The organism is Faecalimonas sp. (assembly GCA_029264305.1).
GTDB lineage: Bacteria > Bacillota > Clostridia > Lachnospirales > Lachnospiraceae > Faecalimonas.
The window spans coordinates 94,488-111,571 of the sequence record JARICA010000009.1; the positions used below are offsets into that span (position 1 = coordinate 94,488).

A 17,084-nucleotide genomic window follows, 5' to 3' on the forward strand; every position below is an offset into this window, starting at 1 on the left:
TGGACAAAATGAAAAAATTTATTCTGATAAAATCAAGCATCATTTTGTCCGCTGTATAAGTACCTTTTTGTGTGGTTAAATTTGCGTCTCTGATTTTATCAGAGGCTTTTTTTGTTTCTAATTTTATAAGAAAGAGGTACTTTTATGAAAGAAAATATGTATGTTCATCTTTTGAAGCACAAAAGTTTCATGGCTTTTTGGGGGTCGACAACTTTGCTGCGTCTAGCCTCCAATATTTTACAGTTTGCTTTGGCAATTTATGTGCTTGATCTCATCGGATCAGCTTTTGTTTACTCCACAGTCCTGTCTATTATTATCCTTCCACGTATTCTTTGTAGTTCGTTTGCCGGATATTTAGCAGATTATAAGGATAGTATACAAATTTTGCGTTGTGGTACGCTTGGATTAACTGTCTTAATGGCTTGCTTTTTCGTAATCCATGGGTTTGTAATTCCACTAAACCTCCCACTCATTTATGTATTGGTGATTACGCTTGAATTATGTGAGACATTTCTTGGTCCTACAGAAGCAAAGGTGCTACTTTGTATCGTAGCCGAAGAGGAAATTGCTCCTGCAAGTAAACTTTCAGCTTTGGATGATGGCATTGTTGAAATTCTCTCACCCGTTATAGCAGCCCTATTTTACGGATATTTTAGGCTTGTTGGCGTTTTGGGAATTGCTCTTACACTGGAAATGATTGCATTCCTTATGACCTTAGTAATTCGTTGTAGATTCGCCTATACATCTATAAGTAATGACACCGAAAAGTCCCCGATATTTTCCTTAAGAAACACATTTCAAGCCTATCAGGAGGCAAGTCTATGTTTGAAAGATCATGCTTATATTTGGGGAATTATTTTGTTTGCACCGCTTTTTAATTTTTTTGTTGGTCCTCTGTTTTCAGTTACTGCACCACATTATTTTCGCATCACAATGCAAGCCAATGTAGATTTATACGCCATGTTCAATATGGTGTTGGGAATCGCTGGCTTAATTGCGCCGTTCCTTGCTATGAGTTTCATTAATGATGAAGATGAATACAAAGCAAATAAGGGTGGAACGTCTGTTGCAGCTGTAGCTTTGCTGTGTTTGAGTTGTATTTTATATTTCGGTAACAATGCTATTCCTGCGACTACGTCGTTATATATTGTGACTGCAACAATGGCGTTGCTTGTAGCAATCGTAACCATAATGAATATTGCTACATCCATTACAATAAAAAGATATATTCCAGAGCAAATCATTGGCAGAGTAGTTTCTATGATTCAGCTGAGCGCTACAATTTCTGTACCTATCGGACAGATGTTCTATGGCTTCTGTGCAGATAAGCTTCCAGTTACAATAGTTTATTTGGCTTCTGCTATTGGACTTGTAATTACGTTTGTAGTAATGAATAAAACCTATCGAGTAATCAAGATACAGAAAAGGAGAAAAATAGATGAATGAAGAACTCTTACTATCTTACAAGAAATATGCAGAAACTTCGGAACTGCCAAGTGATGTTGGACGCATTGTGGAACTACAACGTGGAAGTGCAACCGTTTTGAATGCCCAAGGGCAGTTTACTGCACACTTAGCCTCACACCTTATTGAAAGCGAATTGCAATTGGCTGTTGGAGATTGGTGCAAAATTAGTCGGGATGCTGAAAATATGAGGATAAACGAATGCTTGCCGCGGAAAAGTAGTTTATCTAGAAAAGTTTCTGGAACACAATTGCGAAAGCAAATGATTGCATCTAATATTGATCTTTTATGCATTTGCTTATCAATGCGAGGAACCATTCGCCCAAGTGTCATAGGGCGATACATATTTGTACTATCAGGAAATTATCGACAGTTATTGCTATTTACACAAAAAGACTTGTGTCCGAATGCAGACGAAAAATTGAAAGAAATTCGCTGTGCGTTCCCGCATATACAAATGGCTACTATTTCAGCAGTTCACGATGATATTGATGAATTATACTCCTACTTTAAGCCAGGAGAAACTCTTGCATTAGTAGGACCGTCAGGCGTTGGCAAATCGACTCTGATTAACTGTTTCGTGGATAATGAACAACAGGCAACCTCGCATTTTAGTCTAAAAAGCAACAAAGGACGTCATACAACTACTTCACGATCCATGCACTATTGTAATGAATCTCAAATCTGGATTATCGATACTCCTGGTATGCGAGAGTTGGGGATTTGGGACATGAACCAAGAAAATTCGGCATTTGGAATGATTTATCGATTGGCAGAAGAATGCAAATTTTCAAATTGCACACATACAGTAGAACCGTACTGTCGAATACAGGCGGCACTTTATACGGGGGAAATTACCCAGGAAGAATACAAACAATTTATTAAACTAGAGCATGAAAGAAAAAGAATTAGAAAAGTACAGCAATGCCGTTCACGTAAGAACAAAAAATGAGATGATACTATTGTCTATTCCACTGGAATTTTTAATATAGACGTGACTTCAATTAAAAAGGGGACGTACCTCTGTTGCTCTCATCGTAGTTGTACTTGTCCATTCTAAAAATTTTCAGTATAATATATTCACACATACTGTGGGAAAGAATAGGATGGACAAAAAAGTGTATAAAAGTAATGTAGGCTTAATGTATTTTCTTGTGTCACTTATTATTGCGGCGATATTAATTGGTTCATTTCTATATACACGTGACAATGGAAATGTGATTGTGACTTCTATAGCATTTATAGTTGCTGCAGCAATACATTATTTTGTATTAATATATCCTGTAATTATTACGAAGTATGTCCTTGAAACAGATAGATTAGTCATTCATTGTGGTATATATAAGAATGAGATTGCGTTTCATGATATTTAGAGGTGGTATTATAAGAAGTCTTTTGGAAGATATCCAGCATTAAGCGAAAAAATGGTATTCATCAAGTATAAGGATTGCAGCATGACAAATTTAGTTGGGATATTACCTAAAAATCGAGATGAACTTATTCGGGAAATACAAAAGAAAATCTAATAGAGGTAATTTATGAAAGTATATACTAGCAAAGAAGAGTTGAAAGATGAAATTCAGAAAACCTATACTAAGTTTATTGCTGAGTTTGATAATATCCCAGAAGATATGAAAGATCTTCGTGCAGAAGAGATTGATCGCACCCCGGCAGAGAATTTAGCGTACCAAGTAGGATGGACTACTCTTGTTCTCAAGTGGGAGCAGGATGAAAGAAATGGTCTAGAAGTAAAAACGCCTTCAGATCAGTTTAAATGGAATCAGCTCAGAGAATTGTATCAATGGTTTACAGATACTTATGCTAAATTATCTCTCCAGGAACTTAGGACAACACTAGACATGAATATTCAAAAGATTTACGAGATGATTGATTCTATGTCTGACAAAGATATTTTTCTTCCACACAGACGAAAGTGGGCAGATGATGCTACTAAATCTGCTGTTTGGGAGGTTTATAAATTTATTCATGTCAACACAGTGGCTCCCTTCGGTACTTTTCGAACAAAGATTAGAAAGTGGAAGAAGTTCATGATGTAAAGTAGTATTGATATTGATGGATCTACTGCTGATATTACTAATAATGGAGATATTTTTGGATAAAATTTATTATTTTATAAAAATAAAGCTAAGGGGTGAAGATGATTGTACGAACATGTAGAACAGATGTCAAATTTAATGGCAAACCGTAGAAAATTGATAGAAAATATGGAAGCACTATTAAATGAATTGGATTTACAACAAAAAGACTTTGAAATTCTTAATGAATATTTCGGAAGTGAACAGAGGATGCAGGACATTGAAGAGGATGAAAAAGGCAATATTCCAACATCACTAAATAGAGGGGCGTTATCAGAAGATGAACTTTATGATGTTATTTGTGACAATCGTGATTTAATGATACATATGATGGAAATAGCTTTGAAAGGTTTAAAGGCATAAAGAGAATAAAGGGTAAAAGAACACTTATCTTTAAAAAATGCACATATTTTTAAGTGAAGAAGTAGGATTGTTTGTTGAATTATTTTTTAATATATGTGTTATAATAATTGTAGAACAAAATAACTACTTAACAGACCAACGAAAGCAAAGTCCGCTAAGCATGTTAAATAATGATTTTTGGAGGAAAAGATATATGAATACTTTAAAAGTTGAAAAAAGAAACATGCAGACAAAAACTAAAAAACTGAGAAGAGAAGGATTTGTTACTGGAAATGTATTTGGCAAAGAGTTAAAAAATTCTATTCCAATTCAGATGGGCAAACATGATGCAGAAGAATTATTGAAAAATTGTCAAAAAGGAAGCCAAGTTATTATGGAGTTGGAAGGTGAAAAGAGGAATGTTTTAATCAAGGAAATTGATATTGACTCCATGAAACATCAGATTCTTGAAATTGATTTTCAGATGCTTGTAAAAGGGGAACAGGTACATTCTGTAGCAGAGATTGTTTTGCTAAATCATGATAAAGTTGTCAATGGAATTGTTGAATTGGATCTACCAGAAATCGCTTATGTAGCAACTCCTGAGGCATTGGTAGAAAAAATTGAAATTGATTTGGAAAAGATGAGAGTGGGGGATGAGATTCTAGTTAAGGATCTTCCGATTGCATCAAATAAAAAGATTACTTTAAAAACAAACTTGAACGAGTCTGTTGTAAGAATCGTAGAGCCACATACTGTTGTAAGCAATGAATAGGTGTAAAGATATAAGAACATAACAAAAAACGGTAGAGGAAGATTTTCTCTACCGTTTTTGAGTGTATATGATATAATTTTGTTAGATAAAAAAGTTTTTCAGAAAATTAGAAAGAGTGGAAATGTTTATGAAACGAGAGTTGGGAATTGCTAGATGTGGTCTTGCGTGTTGTTTATGCTCGGAAAATGTGGAATGTAATGGATGTGGTTCAAATGGTTGCCCAGACAATGAGTATTGTGAGAATAAAAAATGTTCGATTTCAAAAGAGCTGACACATTGCTATAAATGTGAAGAGGATTGCAAAAAAGGACTATTGAAAAAAATCAAACCATATACATTTACTTTATTTGCTAAAAAATATGGAGAGGAAAAATTATTAGACTGTTTAGAGAAGAATGAAGAAAAGGGAGTTGTATATCATCGTGATGGAATAAATGGAGATTATGATGAATTTGATGATGTAGAAAAGTTGATGGAATTTATTCTAACTGGAGTACGATAAGTACTGATGAAATAAATATAGGAGTTATGATTTAAAAAAGGGAAAAATTGCCAAGGGTCTATGTATGATTGGATAATTGTTATTATGCGTTGCTTGTAGCAACGGGGAGGTTATCATATCATGTAGGTACGAAAAGAAAGGGGTGCATGTTATGTTAAATGAAAATATCAAAGCAATTAGAAAGTCAAAAGGACTTTCGCAAGAAGAACTTGCAATTAAGCTCAATGTAGTTCGTCAAACGATTTCGAAATGGGAAACGGGGTTGTCGGTGCCTGATTCTGATATGTTGCTTTCTATATCAGAAATATTGGAAACACCTGTTAGTACGCTGTTGGGAGAAACTATTGTAGAAAATACGGTGGATGATTTAAAAGTAATTTCTGAAAAGCTAGAGATTATTAATTTGCAGTTGGCACAAAAGAAAGTAGTAAAACAAAAGATATTACATTGGTTTTTTATTTCAATATGTGCAATTGTAGCAACTATTTTTGCTATTACAATTGTATTAAATAGTCCGTATTTAAATTGGAACTATAATGATATCGAAACAGCCATAATCGGTGTTGGTTTTCATACGTTTGAATGGGTGTTTGTTAGAGTGGCCCCATTTGTTTTGATTGGTGGGATTGTTGGTTTCTTTTTGACAAAAGAAAAAAGAAGATAATTAAAAAAATATTTTTAAGCAGATGATGTAATGGAATAAAATTATATCATCTGTTTTTATATGATGAGAAATGTAAAATAAGGAGGAAAATGTCGAAATCGTCCGACAATATTTTCTTGTATCTGCAAAATGAGTCGGATATAATGTGCGGGTAGTTAGAGGGTCATAAAAATAGGAGGTTTCGATTTATGGGAAACTTAAATGTAGCAATTGCTGACGATAATGAGAGAATTTTGGAACTTTTAGATGAAATTATAAGTACAGATAATGAGCTTACTGTTGTTGGAAAAGCAAACAATGGGGAAGATATGTGTCAAATTATTAAAAATAAAGAACCGGATGTAGTGTTATTAGATTTGATTATGCCTAAAATGGATGGAATTAGCGTACTGGAGAAAATAAATACAGATGTGAGTATAAAGAAGAAACCAGATTTTATTGTAGTTACAGCAGTAGGACAAGAAAGAATTACAGAAGATGCGTTCAGGAAAGGCGCTAACTATTATATTATGAAACCGTTTAATAATGAAATGATTATTAATCGAATAAAGAGTACTGCAGGAAGACAAATAAAGACGGGTAAACAACAGGTATTATCTGTTTCACAACCACAAATTTTGCCAGAAGAACGATTGGAGGAGTGTGTAACGGATATGCTCCATGAAATTGGAATTCCTGCTCATATTAAAGGATATCACTATTTACGCGATTCTATTATTATGGCGGTAGAGGATATGGATGTATTAAATGCAATTACAAAGATTCTGTATCCATCAGTAGCAAAAAAACATCAGACGACAGCAAGCCGTGTGGAGAGAGCGATTCGACATGCAATTGAAGTTGCATGGGGAAGAGGAAAATTGGACACATTAGAAGAGTTATTTGGATATACAATTAGTAACGGAAAGGGGAAACCAACAAATTCTGAGTTTATTGCGCTGATTGCAGATACAATTCAATTAAAATACAAACACTGATAAATCCTTTTCATTGAGATGTAATTGCGCTATAATAGAGTTATTATATGAAAGGTGGAGAAACGAGTATGAGAAAAATCTTATTTGCAGCATCGGAATGTGTTCCGTTTATCAAGACAGGTGGATTGGCAGATGTAGTAGGAAGTTTACCAAAGTATTTCAATAAAAAAGAATATGATGTTAGGGTAATGCTACCTAAATACATGTGTATGAAACAGGAATGGAAAGATAAGATGGAATACAAGACTCACTTTTATTTGGATTTATCCTGGAGAAAACAATATGTGGGCATTTTGGAAATGAAATTAGATGGTGTTACATTTTATTTTATTGATAATGAATACTATTTTGCAGGTTCAACACCATATGGCAATATTTATGAAGACGTAGAAAAATTTGCCTTTTTTTCTAGAGCTGTTTTAAGTGCTTTGCCATTAATTGATTTTAGACCGGATATTATTCATTGCCATGATTGGCAAACAGGGTTAATTCCTGTATATTTAGATAACTTCCGTTTTGGTGGAGAATTTTATCAAGGAATTAAGACGGTAATGACTATACATAATTTAAAATTCCAAGGAGTATGGGATAAGAAGACAATTCAGGATATTACGGGATTGCCAGATTATTATTTTACTTCTGATAAGTTAGAGGCTTATGAGGATGCCAACTACTTAAAAGGTGGTATCGTTTATGCAGATAAGGTGACAACAGTTAGTTGTTCTTATGCAGAAGAAATTAAAACGGAATTTTATGGAGAACGGTTGGATGGCTTAATGAATGCGAGGGCAAACTGCTTATCAGGAATTGTGAATGGAATTGACTATCAAGTCTATAATCCGAAAACAGACAAAATGATTCACAAGAGATATTCTGTAGATACTTTCAGAAGAGATAAGAAAAAGAATAAACTTGCTCTTCAAGAAGAATTAGGGTTGGAAGTAAATGAAAAGAAGATGATGATTGGAATTGTATCTCGACTTACAGATCAAAAAGGTTTTGATTTAATTGCATATATTATGGATGAATTATGTCAAGATGATATTCAACTTGTTGTTTTAGGAACGGGAGAAGAACGATACGAAAATATGTTTAGGCATTTTGCTTGGAAATATGATAAAAAAGTTTCTGCAAATATCTATTATTCAGAAGAAATGTCTCATAAAGTGTATGCTTCTTGTGATGCATTTTTGATGCCGTCTTTATTTGAACCTTGCGGGTTGAGTCAATTGATGAGTCTTAGATATGGAACTGTTCCGATTGTGCGTGAAACAGGTGGACTTCGAGATACTGTGGAACCATATAATGAATTTGAAAAAACGGGTACAGGGTTCAGTTTTTCAAATTATAATGCGCATGAAATGTTAGGCATCATTCGTTATGCGGAAAAGATTTATTATGAAAGAAAACGAGAATGGAATAAAATTGCTGAACGTGGAATGAGAAAAGATTTTTCTTGGAAAAATTCTGCTAAACAATATGAAAAACTATACGAAGAAATGTAATTGACAAAGGAGTAGAACATGAAGATTATCGACAGATTAAAGGAAGACAGAATAAATATTTCTTTTGAGGTCTTTCCGCCTAAGACAGAAGCAGGATTTGATAGTGTGGTAAATGCAGTAAATGAGATGGCAGTGCTAAAACCAGCTTTTATTAGTGTGACTTATGGTGCTGGTGGTGGCACTAGTAGCAATACAGTTCACATTGCCTCTCATATTAAACATGATTTGCAGGTGGAAAGTTTAGCACATTTAACATGTGCTTCTTCAACTAAGGAAGAGGTGCAACAAGTTATTTCTACATTAAAGGAAAATGGCATTGAAAACATATTAGCACTTCGAGGAGATATTCCAAATGAAACAACATTTCCTACTATAAGTCGATATCAATATGCATGTGAACTTATTCAAGAGATAAAAGCAAATGGTGATTTTTGTATTGGAGCAGCTTGTTATCCAGAAGGTCATGTGGAAAATGAACACAAAAAAGATGATATAAGGTATTTGAAAGAGAAGGTGGATAGTGGTGTAGACTTTCTTACAACTCAAATGTTTTTTGATAATAGTATTCTTTATAATTTTTTATATAGAATTCGCGAGCAAGATATTACAGTTCCAGTATTACCTGGAATTATGCCAGTGACAAATGGTAAACAGATGAAGCGTATTTGTGCATTATCAGGGACAGTGTTGCCACAACGTTTTAAGGCGATTGTAGATAGATTTGGAGATGATCCAAAGGCGATGCAACAAGCCGGAATTGCCTATGCAACTGATCAAATTATTGATTTGATTGCCAATGGTATTGAAAATATTCATATTTACTCCATGAATAAACCAGAAGTTGCAAAGGCAATTATGTCGAATTTGAAAGAAATTATAAAGTAGGAGAAAGTATGGAGAAACGAATAAAAGAAGCAATTCGTTATCTTGGTTTTGGTAAGAATACGGTAGATGACCGTACATTTGCTCTTGTTATAAATTCTTTCAAAGAATTGGAAGAGGTGGCAGATGAACGAGTTATATATCGTATTTTTTCATTGAAGTCAGAAGCGGCGAATCAGATAACAATTGGAAATATGGTAATAAATAGTGCCGCATTAAGCAAAAACTTAAAAGGATGTCAGGAAGTTATTCTTTTTGGGGCAACATTAGGTACGGGTGTGGATATGTTAATGAAACGTCGAGCAATTACAGATATGGCGAGTGTGGTTGTTTTGCAAGCGTGTGCAGCAGCGATATTAGAAGAGTTTTGTGATAAATGTGTCGGTGCGATTTCTGAGGAATTAAAAAAGAGTGAATTATATTTGCGTCCACGATTTAGTCCTGGATATGGAGACTTTTCTATTTCACATCAAGGAGAAATTTTAAATATGTTGGATTCATCCAAGAAAATTGGACTTACTATGACAAAGGGAGGTATGTTGACACCAATAAAATCCATTACGGCTGTAATAGGAATAAGTGATAAAAACATATTCTGCCATCGAGAAGGGTGTGAACTATGTGAAAAAACAGATTGCGATTATAGAAGGGGATAGACAATGGTATTAGAACGTTTAGGAAAAGAATTACTCTTTTTAGATGGTGGTATGGGGACACTTTTACAAGAAAGAGGACTTTTACCAGGAGAACTTCCGGAAACTTGGAATATAAAAAACAAAGAAATTGTGATAGATATTCATCGTAAATATTTTGAAGCGGGAAGCGATATTGTCCTAACGAATACATTCGGTGCAAATGCAATTAAATTTCATGATGATTCTTATAATTTAAAGCAAATTGTAGAAGAGGCAGTGGCAAATGTACACGAAGGAGCTAAAAAATGTAATAGGGACAGGAATGATTATTGTGTTGCCTTAGATATTGGACCTACTGGAAAACTTTTAGAACCAATGGGTGACTTACCATTTGAAGAGGCGTACAATGCTTTTGCAGAAGTAATGCGTTATGGAGAGAATGCAGGGGCTGATTTGATATATATTGAAACAATGAGTGATACATATGAGTTGAAGGCTGCTGTTCTTGCTGCAAAGGAAAATACGAATTTACCTATTTTTACAACGATGATTTTCAATGAAAATGGAAAACTTCTAACAGGAGGAGATGTTCCTTCGGTAGTTGCAATGCTAGAAGGTTTACGCGTCAATGCGATTGGAATGAATTGTGGAATGGGACCTAAACAAATGATTCCTATCTTAAAAGAAATGAAAAAATATACATCCCTTCCTATTATTGTTAAAGCGAATGCAGGACTTCCTAAACAAAAAAATGGAGAAACATATTATGATGTATCTTCTGGAGAATTTGCGGATGCAATGGGAAAAATTGTGGACGAAGGCGGATGTGTAATTGGTGGATGTTGTGGGACAACACCAAAGCATATTTTTGAGATGAAAAATATATGTAAAAATAAAGACATAAAACCTTTGAAAAAGAAAAGTGATACAATTGTATCTTCTTATGGAAAGGCGGTTGTTTTTGGTCAAAAACCGATTATTGTTGGGGAAAGAATTAATCCAACTGGAAAAAGTAAGATGAAACAGGCACTGAAAGAAAATCAGTTAGATTATCTTTTGAAAGAAGCGATTATGCAACAGGAAAAAGGTGCAGATATACTTGATGTGAATGTTGGACTTCCGGATATAAATGAATCTGAGATGATGAAAAAAGTTATACCAGAGATTCAAAGTGTAACAAATCTTCCAATTCAAATAGATACTGTGGACGCAGTTGCTTTAGAGGGAGCAATGCGTTTATATAATGGAAAACCTATGGTAAATTCGGTTACGGGTAAAAAAGAATCCATGGATAAAGTGTTTCCGCTTATCCAGAAGTATGGAGGAGTTGTAGTAGGGCTTACACTTGATGAACAAGGGATCCCAAAAACAGCACAAGGAAGAGTAGAAATTGCGAAAAAGATTATTTGTGAAGCGAAAAAATATGGAATAGAAAAAAAAGATATTATTATTGATGTCTTGACAATGACAATTAGTTCAGAGCCAGAAGGAGCAAAAACAACTTTAGATGCATTGGAAATGGTAAAAACAATGTGTGGAGTACATACAATTTTGGGCGTGTCTAATATTTCTTTTGGATTACCTACAAGACCGATTATTAATGCAAATTTTTATACGATGGCAATGCAAAAAGGATTAAGTGCAGGGATAATCAATCCTTCTTCTGAGGCAATGATGAATTCGTATTATGCTTTTTGTGCGTTGATGAATTTAGATAAAAATTGTGAACAATACATAACAAATTGTATGCCAAAGGAAACTGAAAAAAAGTCAATTTCAATAGTTACGCTTAAAACAGCAATTGAAAAGGGATTGCGAGAGGAAGCTGCGCAATCTGTTAAAGAATTGATAAAAACAAAGAAACCATTGGATATTATTAATACATATTTGATACCAGCCTTGGACACAGTAGGAAAAGGATTTGAAAAAGGGACCGTTTTTCTTCCACAACTTTTAATGAGTGCAGAAGCGGCGAAAGAAGCTTTTTCTATTTTGAAAGAGGAGTTATCTAAGTCAGGACAAAATAATAATAAAAAAGAAAAAGTTATTTTAGCAACTGTCAAAGGTGATATTCATGATATTGGGAAAAATATAGTGAAAGTTCTCATGGAAAATTATGCTTTTGATGTAATTGATTTAGGAAAAGATGTAGACCCTGAACTTATTGTAGAAACAGCAAAAAAACAGAAGGTAAAATTAGTGGGATTAAGTGCATTAATGACAACAACTGTAGTTAGTATGGAAGAAACTATAAAGCGGTTGCGAAAAGAAGTGCCAGATTGCAAAGTAATGGTAGGAGGTGCTGTCCTTAATCAAGAATATGCAGATATGATAGGGGCAGATTTTTATGGAAAAGATGCGATGCAGTCAGTATATTATGCACAGAAAGTATTAAAACATTAGGAGGAGAAAAAATGCGAGGATTAAAAACACCTGTAAGATACATTAGAAGAAAAGTGTTTGAGGAAGTGGCAAGAGTAGGATTTACCTCTACGCCAGAAACATTGATTGAGGATATTGAAGAAATTCCATATCGTCTTGTAAATGAAGATACAGAAAAATTTAGGGAAAGTGTATATCGTTCTCGGGCAATTGTAAGAGAGAGACTTCGTCTTGCGATGGGGATGTCGCTTCGTCCAGAAGATAAACCGGTTCATTTAACAGCCGGAATTGAAGAAAGCAATATTTCAGCTAAATATTACGAGCCACCTCTTATGCAAGTGATTCCATCTGCTTGTGCTTCGTGTGAAGAAAAAGAATATGAGGTTAGCAATATGTGTAAAGGATGTTTAGCTCATCCATGTAAAGAAGTCTGTCCCGTTGGTGCAATTTCGATGAAAAACGGTCATTCGTTTATTGATCAAAGTAAATGTATTAAATGTGGTAAATGTAAAGCGAATTGTCCATATGATGCAATTGCAAAAAAAGAGCGTCCATGCCAAAAATCATGTGGTGTAAATGCGATTGTTTCAGATAAATATGGTCGTGCTAAAATTGATAATGATAAATGTGTTTCCTGTGGGATGTGCATGGTTTCCTGTCCATTTGGAGCGATTTCTGATAAATCTCAGATTTTTCAATTGGCTAGAGCATTAAGAGAAGGTGGAGAAATTATAGCAGAAATTGCACCAGCGTTTGTAGGACAATTCGGACCGAATATTACTCCAAGAAATATTAAGGCAGCATTACATGAATTAGGATTTAAAGAAGTGTATGAGGTTGCACTTGGTGCTGATATAGGGGCGATTTCAGAAGCCCATCATTATGTGGAAAAAGTCGTTACTGGAGAATTACCATTCTTGTTAACATCATGTTGTCCATCCTGGTCTGTTTTAACAAAAAAATATTTTCCTGATTTGGTAGATCAGGTTTCACAAGAATTAACACCTATGGTTGCTACAGCAAGAACAATTAAACAGGAACACCCGAATGCAAAGGTAGTATTTATTGGACCGTGTGCATCTAAAAAATTAGAAGCATCACGAAGAACAGTAAGAAGCGATGTGGACTTTGTTATTACTTTTGAAGAATTACAAGGTATGTTTGATGCAAAAGAAATTAATTTAGAGAAATATGAAGCGGAATCTTCTTTCCATGATGCAACAGGAGCAGGAAGAGGGTATGCAGCAGCAGGTGGCGTTGCAGCAGCAATTGAAAAATGCATTAATGAATATTATCCAGATGTGGAAGTGAACATTGAACATGCAGAAGGCCTTGCAGAATGTAAAAAGATGCTTGTTCTAGCAAAAGCCGGGAAAATGAACGGATGTTTAATTGAAGGAATGGGATGTCCTGGAGGGTGTATAGCTGGTGCAGGAACGAACATTGAAATTCCAAAAGCAAAAAAAGCGCTAGGTGATTTTGTGGCAAAATCCTCAAAAAATTTACCGGCAAAAGAACTAGAAGAAATAGAATTGAAATAAGTCTTTTTTTGTGTTATGATAGATGAAAAGTGATAAGTTTAATGTATGGAGGTGCATAAATTATGGCATTTTGGGCAACATTAATTCAAACTATTATAAAGATGGTCATCGTTGGTGCGGCAGCCTTTGGTGGCATTATGTTAGGAAAAACGTTACGCAAAAGAAAGAATGAAAAAGATAAATAGTCGTGAGGACGGGATGGATTTTCCATCTCGTTTTTTCGTATAAGAAGGGGAGAAACTTATTTGACAAAAGGAGAAAGTAACTTTATAATTAGTTGTTAGCAAATTAATCAGAAATGATTGTTAATATTTTATGAGCAGGAGGACAATAATGCAACCATATGGAGTAAATGAATTGAGAAAAATGTTCCTTGATTTCTTTGAAAGCAAAGGACATTTAGCAATGAAGAGTTTTTCGTTAGTGCCACACAATGATAATAGTCTTTTATTAATTAATTCAGGAATGGCACCATTAAAACCATATTTTACAGGTCAGGAGATTCCACCAAGAAATCGTATGACAACTTGTCAGAAATGTATTCGTACAGGAGATATTGAAAATGTTGGAAAGACGGCACGACACGGCACATTTTTTGAAATGTTAGGTAACTTCTCGTTTGGTGATTATTTTAAAAGAGAAGCAATTCAATGGTCGTGGGAATTCCTTACAGAAGTTGTTGGATTAGATGCCGATAGACTTTATCCATCTGTATATGAAGAAGATGATGAAGCCTATGAGATTTGGAATAAAGAAATGGGTATTTCAGCAGAACGTATTTTTAAATTTGGAAAAGAAGATAATTTTTGGGAACATGGTTCAGGTCCTTGTGGTCCTTGTTCAGAAATTTATTATGATAGAGGAGAAAAATACGGTTGCGGTGATCCAAATTGTACAGTGGGTTGTGAATGTGATAGATATATGGAAATTTGGAATAATGTATTTACGCAATTTGATAATGATGGAAAAGGACATTATGAAGAGTTAGAACAAAAGAATATTGATACAGGTATGGGATTAGAACGTCTTGCATCGATTGTGCAGGATGTAGATTCTATTTTTGATGTGGATACATTGAAAGCACTTCGTGAACATATTTGTGCGCTTGCAGGAACAGAATATGGAAAAGAATATAGCAAAGATGTATCTATTCGTGTTGTAACAGATCATATTCGTTCTGTGACATTTATGATTTCAGATGGAATTATGCCTTCAAATAATGGAAGAGGATATGTACTTCGCCGTCTACTTCGTCGAGCTTGTCGTCATGGACGTATTTTAGGTATAGAGGGACAATTTTTAACAAAATTGTGCGAAACAGTTATCAATGGATCTAAAGACGGTTATCCAGAATTAGAAGAGAAAAAAGACATGATTTTCAATGTGATTCGTCAAGAAGAAGAACAGTTCAATAAAACAATTGATCAGGGATTAGGTATTTTGTCTGAAATGATTCAAGAAATGACAGACAAAAATGAAACAACATTATCTGGAGATAATGCATTTAAATTATACGATACATATGGTTTTCCACTTGATTTAACAAAAGAAATTTTAGAAGAAAAGGGATTTTCAATAGATGAAGAAGGTTTTAAAATTTCTATGGAAGAGCAACGTGTAAAAGCAAGAAAAGCACGTGGTGTAAGTAACTATATGGGTGCAGATGCAACTGTCTATGATGAAATTGATCCTTCTATTACAACAGAATTTGTTGGTTATGATCATTTATCATATGATTCAGAAATTACTGTTTTAACAACAGAAAATGAAATTGTAAATACACTTTTAGAAGGTACAAAAGGAACGATTCTTGTAAATGCTACACCATTTTATGCAACAATGGGTGGACAAGAAGGAGATAAAGGTGTTATTAAGACAGAAAATGCAGAGTTTGTTGTAGAAGAAACAATTAAACTGTTGGGCGGAAAAATAGGTCATGTTGGAAAGGTCACAAAAGGAAGCTTTGCAGTTGGAGAAAAAGTAACACTTTCTGTAGAACAAAGTGGACGTGTTAATACTTGTAAAAATCATAGTGCAACACATTTACTTCAGAAAGCACTAAAAACTGTTTTGGGGTCACATGTAGAGCAAAAAGGATCTTTAGTTACACCAGATAGACTTCGTTTTGACTTTGTACATTTTTCAGCAATGACACCAGAAGAGATTTTAAAAACAGAAGAGTTAGTTAATGCTGAGATAGCAAAAAATAGCGCGGTCATTACAGAAGTGATGAATATTGAACAGGCAAAAGCAACAGGAGCAATGGCGTTGTTTGGTGAGAAATATGAAGAAGATGTTCGTGTTGTATCTATGGGAGATTTTTCAAAAGAACTTTGTGGTGGAACACATGTTGCTAACACTGGTATGATTACAACATTCAAAATTCTTTCAGAATCAGGAGTTGCTTCCGGTGTACGCCGTATAGAAGCAATTACAGGTGATGGAGTATTTTCGTATTATCGTGAGATAGAAAAAGAATTAAATGAAGTAGCAAAAGTGGCAAAAGCAACACCGGCACAGTTGAAAGATAAAGTAGAACATATGTTATCTGAAATTAAAGCGTTACAGAGTGAAGTGGAAGCATTGAAGAGTAAACTTGCTAAAGATGCACTTGGAGATGTTATGAATCAGATTGTAGATGTGAAAGGAATTAAATTGCTTGCAACTGCAGTTGAAGATGTAGATATGAACGGCCTTCGTGATTTAGGAGATCAGTTAAAAGAAAAATTAGGAGAAGGTGTAGTTGTTATTGCGTCATCATCAAATGGAAAAGTGAACTTGATTGCTATGGCAACTGAGGAAGCAATGAAAAAGGGTGCTCATGCTGGTAATTTGATTAAAGGGATTGCAGCACTTGTAGGTGGCGGCGGAGGAGGTCGTCCAAATATGGCACAGGCAGGAGGAAAAAATCCGGCGGGAATTCCAGAAGCAATTGCAAAAGTGCAGGAAGTGTTAGAAGAACAAATTTCTTAAGAAAATCAAAAAAATGTTTTTTTTGGTAAGAAACAGTTGACGAAACGATAAAATATGCTATAATACAGTGTAGTGCAATAAAAATACCCGAACAGTCGTATGATGCACAATATAGGGCTGGAGGGGAGGTTAGGTGTGAGACTATGTCAAATGTAATCGTAAAAGAAAACGAAACGTTAGATAGTGCTTTACGCAGATTCAAAAGAAACTGTGCAAAAGCTGGTATTCAACAAGAAATTCGTAAAAGAGAACATTACGAAAAACCAAGCGTAAGACGTAAAAAGAAATCTGAAGCTGCTAGAAAACGTAAATTTAACTAATATGTGCAAAAAGTGAAGGGAGTATT

17 protein-coding genes are annotated in these 17,084 nt (G+C 34.5%); all 17 read left to right on the top strand.

Features of this window, described 5'->3' with window-relative positions; genetic code table 11:
* The first annotated feature begins 189 nt into the window (after positions 1 to 189).
* The 17 genes from ACY2U7_RS02605 to rpsU all read left to right on the top strand — a co-directional run bounded on the left by ACY2U7_RS02605 (position 190) and on the right by rpsU (position 17,058).
* Positions 190 to 1,446, top strand: coding sequence for an MFS transporter (locus ACY2U7_RS02605; RefSeq protein WP_461815801.1), 1,257 nt, complete (start codon positions 190 to 192; stop codon positions 1,444 to 1,446).
* The gene (gene rsgA / locus ACY2U7_RS02610; protein WP_461815802.1) at positions 1,439 to 2,416 is read left to right on the top strand and encodes a ribosome small subunit-dependent GTPase A; all 978 of its coding nucleotides are present in this window, start codon (positions 1,439 to 1,441) and stop codon (positions 2,414 to 2,416) included. Before ACY2U7_RS02605 ends, rsgA begins: the two co-directional genes overlap by 8 nt.
* A 154-nt stretch (positions 2,417 to 2,570) precedes the next feature.
* Positions 2,571 to 2,837, top strand: a complete 267-nt coding sequence (locus ACY2U7_RS02615) for a PH domain-containing protein (protein ID WP_461815803.1) — start codon at positions 2,571 to 2,573, stop codon at positions 2,835 to 2,837.
* A gap of 165 nt (positions 2,838 to 3,002) precedes the next feature.
* On the top strand, positions 3,003 to 3,521 hold the full coding sequence (locus tag ACY2U7_RS02620) for a ClbS/DfsB family four-helix bundle protein (protein WP_461815804.1): 519 nt from the start codon (positions 3,003 to 3,005) through the stop codon (positions 3,519 to 3,521).
* Between the two features lie 105 nt (positions 3,522 to 3,626).
* Positions 3,627 to 3,923, top strand: a complete 297-nt coding sequence (locus tag ACY2U7_RS02625; protein ID WP_461813198.1) for a DUF4298 domain-containing protein — start codon at positions 3,627 to 3,629, stop codon at positions 3,921 to 3,923.
* A 193-nt stretch (positions 3,924 to 4,116) separates the two neighbouring features.
* Positions 4,117 to 4,677, top strand: coding sequence for a 50S ribosomal protein L25 (locus ACY2U7_RS02630; protein ID WP_461813197.1), 561 nt, complete (start codon positions 4,117 to 4,119; stop codon positions 4,675 to 4,677).
* A 127-nt stretch (positions 4,678 to 4,804) separates the two neighbouring features.
* Positions 4,805 to 5,179: a DUF3795 domain-containing protein gene (locus tag ACY2U7_RS02635; protein WP_461815805.1), complete on the top strand. Its 375-nt coding sequence runs from the start codon at positions 4,805 to 4,807 to the stop codon at positions 5,177 to 5,179.
* 151 nt (positions 5,180 to 5,330) lie between these two features.
* Positions 5,331 to 5,843, top strand: coding sequence for a helix-turn-helix domain-containing protein (locus tag ACY2U7_RS02640; RefSeq protein WP_461815806.1), 513 nt, complete (start codon positions 5,331 to 5,333; stop codon positions 5,841 to 5,843).
* Positions 5,844 to 6,031: 188 nt separating this feature from the next.
* Complete coding sequence (gene spo0A, locus ACY2U7_RS02645) at positions 6,032 to 6,820, top strand: sporulation transcription factor Spo0A (protein ID WP_461815807.1); 789 nt, start codon at positions 6,032 to 6,034, stop codon at positions 6,818 to 6,820.
* Between the two features lie 68 nt (positions 6,821 to 6,888).
* Positions 6,889 to 8,325: a glycogen synthase GlgA gene (glgA, locus tag ACY2U7_RS02650; RefSeq protein WP_461815808.1), complete on the top strand. Its 1,437-nt coding sequence runs from the start codon at positions 6,889 to 6,891 to the stop codon at positions 8,323 to 8,325.
* Positions 8,326 to 8,343: 18 nt separating this feature from the next.
* A complete protein-coding gene (gene metF, locus ACY2U7_RS02655; protein WP_461813192.1) occupies positions 8,344 to 9,210 on the top strand; it encodes a methylenetetrahydrofolate reductase [NAD(P)H] in 867 nt (288 codons plus the stop codon).
* Between the two features lie 8 nt (positions 9,211 to 9,218).
* A complete protein-coding gene (locus ACY2U7_RS02660; protein WP_461815809.1) occupies positions 9,219 to 9,863 on the top strand; it encodes a Vitamin B12 dependent methionine synthase activation subunit in 645 nt (214 codons plus the stop codon).
* A 3-nt stretch (positions 9,864 to 9,866) separates the two neighbouring features.
* Complete coding sequence (locus tag ACY2U7_RS02665; protein ID WP_461813190.1) at positions 9,867 to 12,245, top strand: homocysteine S-methyltransferase family protein; 2,379 nt, start codon at positions 9,867 to 9,869, stop codon at positions 12,243 to 12,245.
* 11 nt (positions 12,246 to 12,256) lie between these two features.
* On the top strand, positions 12,257 to 13,765 hold the full coding sequence (locus ACY2U7_RS02670; protein ID WP_461813189.1) for a 4Fe-4S dicluster domain-containing protein: 1,509 nt from the start codon (positions 12,257 to 12,259) through the stop codon (positions 13,763 to 13,765).
* A 62-nt stretch (positions 13,766 to 13,827) separates the two neighbouring features.
* Positions 13,828 to 13,950, top strand: coding sequence for a hypothetical protein (locus tag ACY2U7_RS02675; RefSeq protein ID WP_459639590.1), 123 nt, complete (start codon positions 13,828 to 13,830; stop codon positions 13,948 to 13,950).
* Between the two features lie 148 nt (positions 13,951 to 14,098).
* Positions 14,099 to 16,738 (top strand): alanine--tRNA ligase, encoded by a 2,640-nt coding sequence (alaS, locus tag ACY2U7_RS02680; protein ID WP_461815810.1) that lies wholly within the window; start codon positions 14,099 to 14,101, stop codon positions 16,736 to 16,738.
* A gap of 143 nt (positions 16,739 to 16,881) precedes the next feature.
* Complete coding sequence (gene rpsU / locus ACY2U7_RS02685) at positions 16,882 to 17,058, top strand: 30S ribosomal protein S21 (protein ID WP_006864570.1); 177 nt, start codon at positions 16,882 to 16,884, stop codon at positions 17,056 to 17,058.
* Positions 17,059 to 17,084 lie beyond the last annotated feature (26 nt).

What these genes read in the sequence shown, in the direction of transcription:
- ACY2U7_RS02675 (WP_459639590.1), top strand. Translation starts at nt 13,828, where the DNA reads ATGGCATTTTGGGCAACATTAATTCAAACTATTATAAAGATGGTCATC.
- ACY2U7_RS02670 (WP_461813189.1), top strand. Translation starts at nt 12,257, where the DNA reads ATGCGAGGATTAAAAACACCTGTAAGATACATTAGAAGAAAAGTGTTT.
- ACY2U7_RS02615 (WP_461815803.1), top strand. Translation starts at nt 2,571, where the DNA reads ATGGACAAAAAAGTGTATAAAAGTAATGTAGGCTTAATGTATTTTCTT.
- spo0A (WP_461815807.1), top strand. Translation starts at nt 6,032, where the DNA reads ATGGGAAACTTAAATGTAGCAATTGCTGACGATAATGAGAGAATTTTG.
- ACY2U7_RS02620 (WP_461815804.1), top strand. Translation starts at nt 3,003, where the DNA reads ATGAAAGTATATACTAGCAAAGAAGAGTTGAAAGATGAAATTCAGAAA.
- ACY2U7_RS02660 (WP_461815809.1), top strand. Translation starts at nt 9,219, where the DNA reads ATGGAGAAACGAATAAAAGAAGCAATTCGTTATCTTGGTTTTGGTAAG.
- glgA (WP_461815808.1), top strand. Translation starts at nt 6,889, where the DNA reads ATGAGAAAAATCTTATTTGCAGCATCGGAATGTGTTCCGTTTATCAAG.
- metF (WP_461813192.1), top strand. Translation starts at nt 8,344, where the DNA reads ATGAAGATTATCGACAGATTAAAGGAAGACAGAATAAATATTTCTTTT.
- ACY2U7_RS02630 (WP_461813197.1), top strand. Translation starts at nt 4,117, where the DNA reads ATGAATACTTTAAAAGTTGAAAAAAGAAACATGCAGACAAAAACTAAA.
- ACY2U7_RS02665 (WP_461813190.1), top strand. Translation starts at nt 9,867, where the DNA reads ATGGTATTAGAACGTTTAGGAAAAGAATTACTCTTTTTAGATGGTGGT.
- ACY2U7_RS02635 (WP_461815805.1), top strand. Translation starts at nt 4,805, where the DNA reads ATGAAACGAGAGTTGGGAATTGCTAGATGTGGTCTTGCGTGTTGTTTA.
- ACY2U7_RS02605 (WP_461815801.1), top strand. Translation starts at nt 190, where the DNA reads ATGGCTTTTTGGGGGTCGACAACTTTGCTGCGTCTAGCCTCCAATATT.
- ACY2U7_RS02640 (WP_461815806.1), top strand. Translation starts at nt 5,331, where the DNA reads ATGTTAAATGAAAATATCAAAGCAATTAGAAAGTCAAAAGGACTTTCG.
- rsgA (WP_461815802.1), top strand. Translation starts at nt 1,439, where the DNA reads ATGAATGAAGAACTCTTACTATCTTACAAGAAATATGCAGAAACTTCG.
- alaS (WP_461815810.1), top strand. Translation starts at nt 14,099, where the DNA reads ATGCAACCATATGGAGTAAATGAATTGAGAAAAATGTTCCTTGATTTC.
- rpsU (WP_006864570.1), top strand. Translation starts at nt 16,882, where the DNA reads ATGTCAAATGTAATCGTAAAAGAAAACGAAACGTTAGATAGTGCTTTA.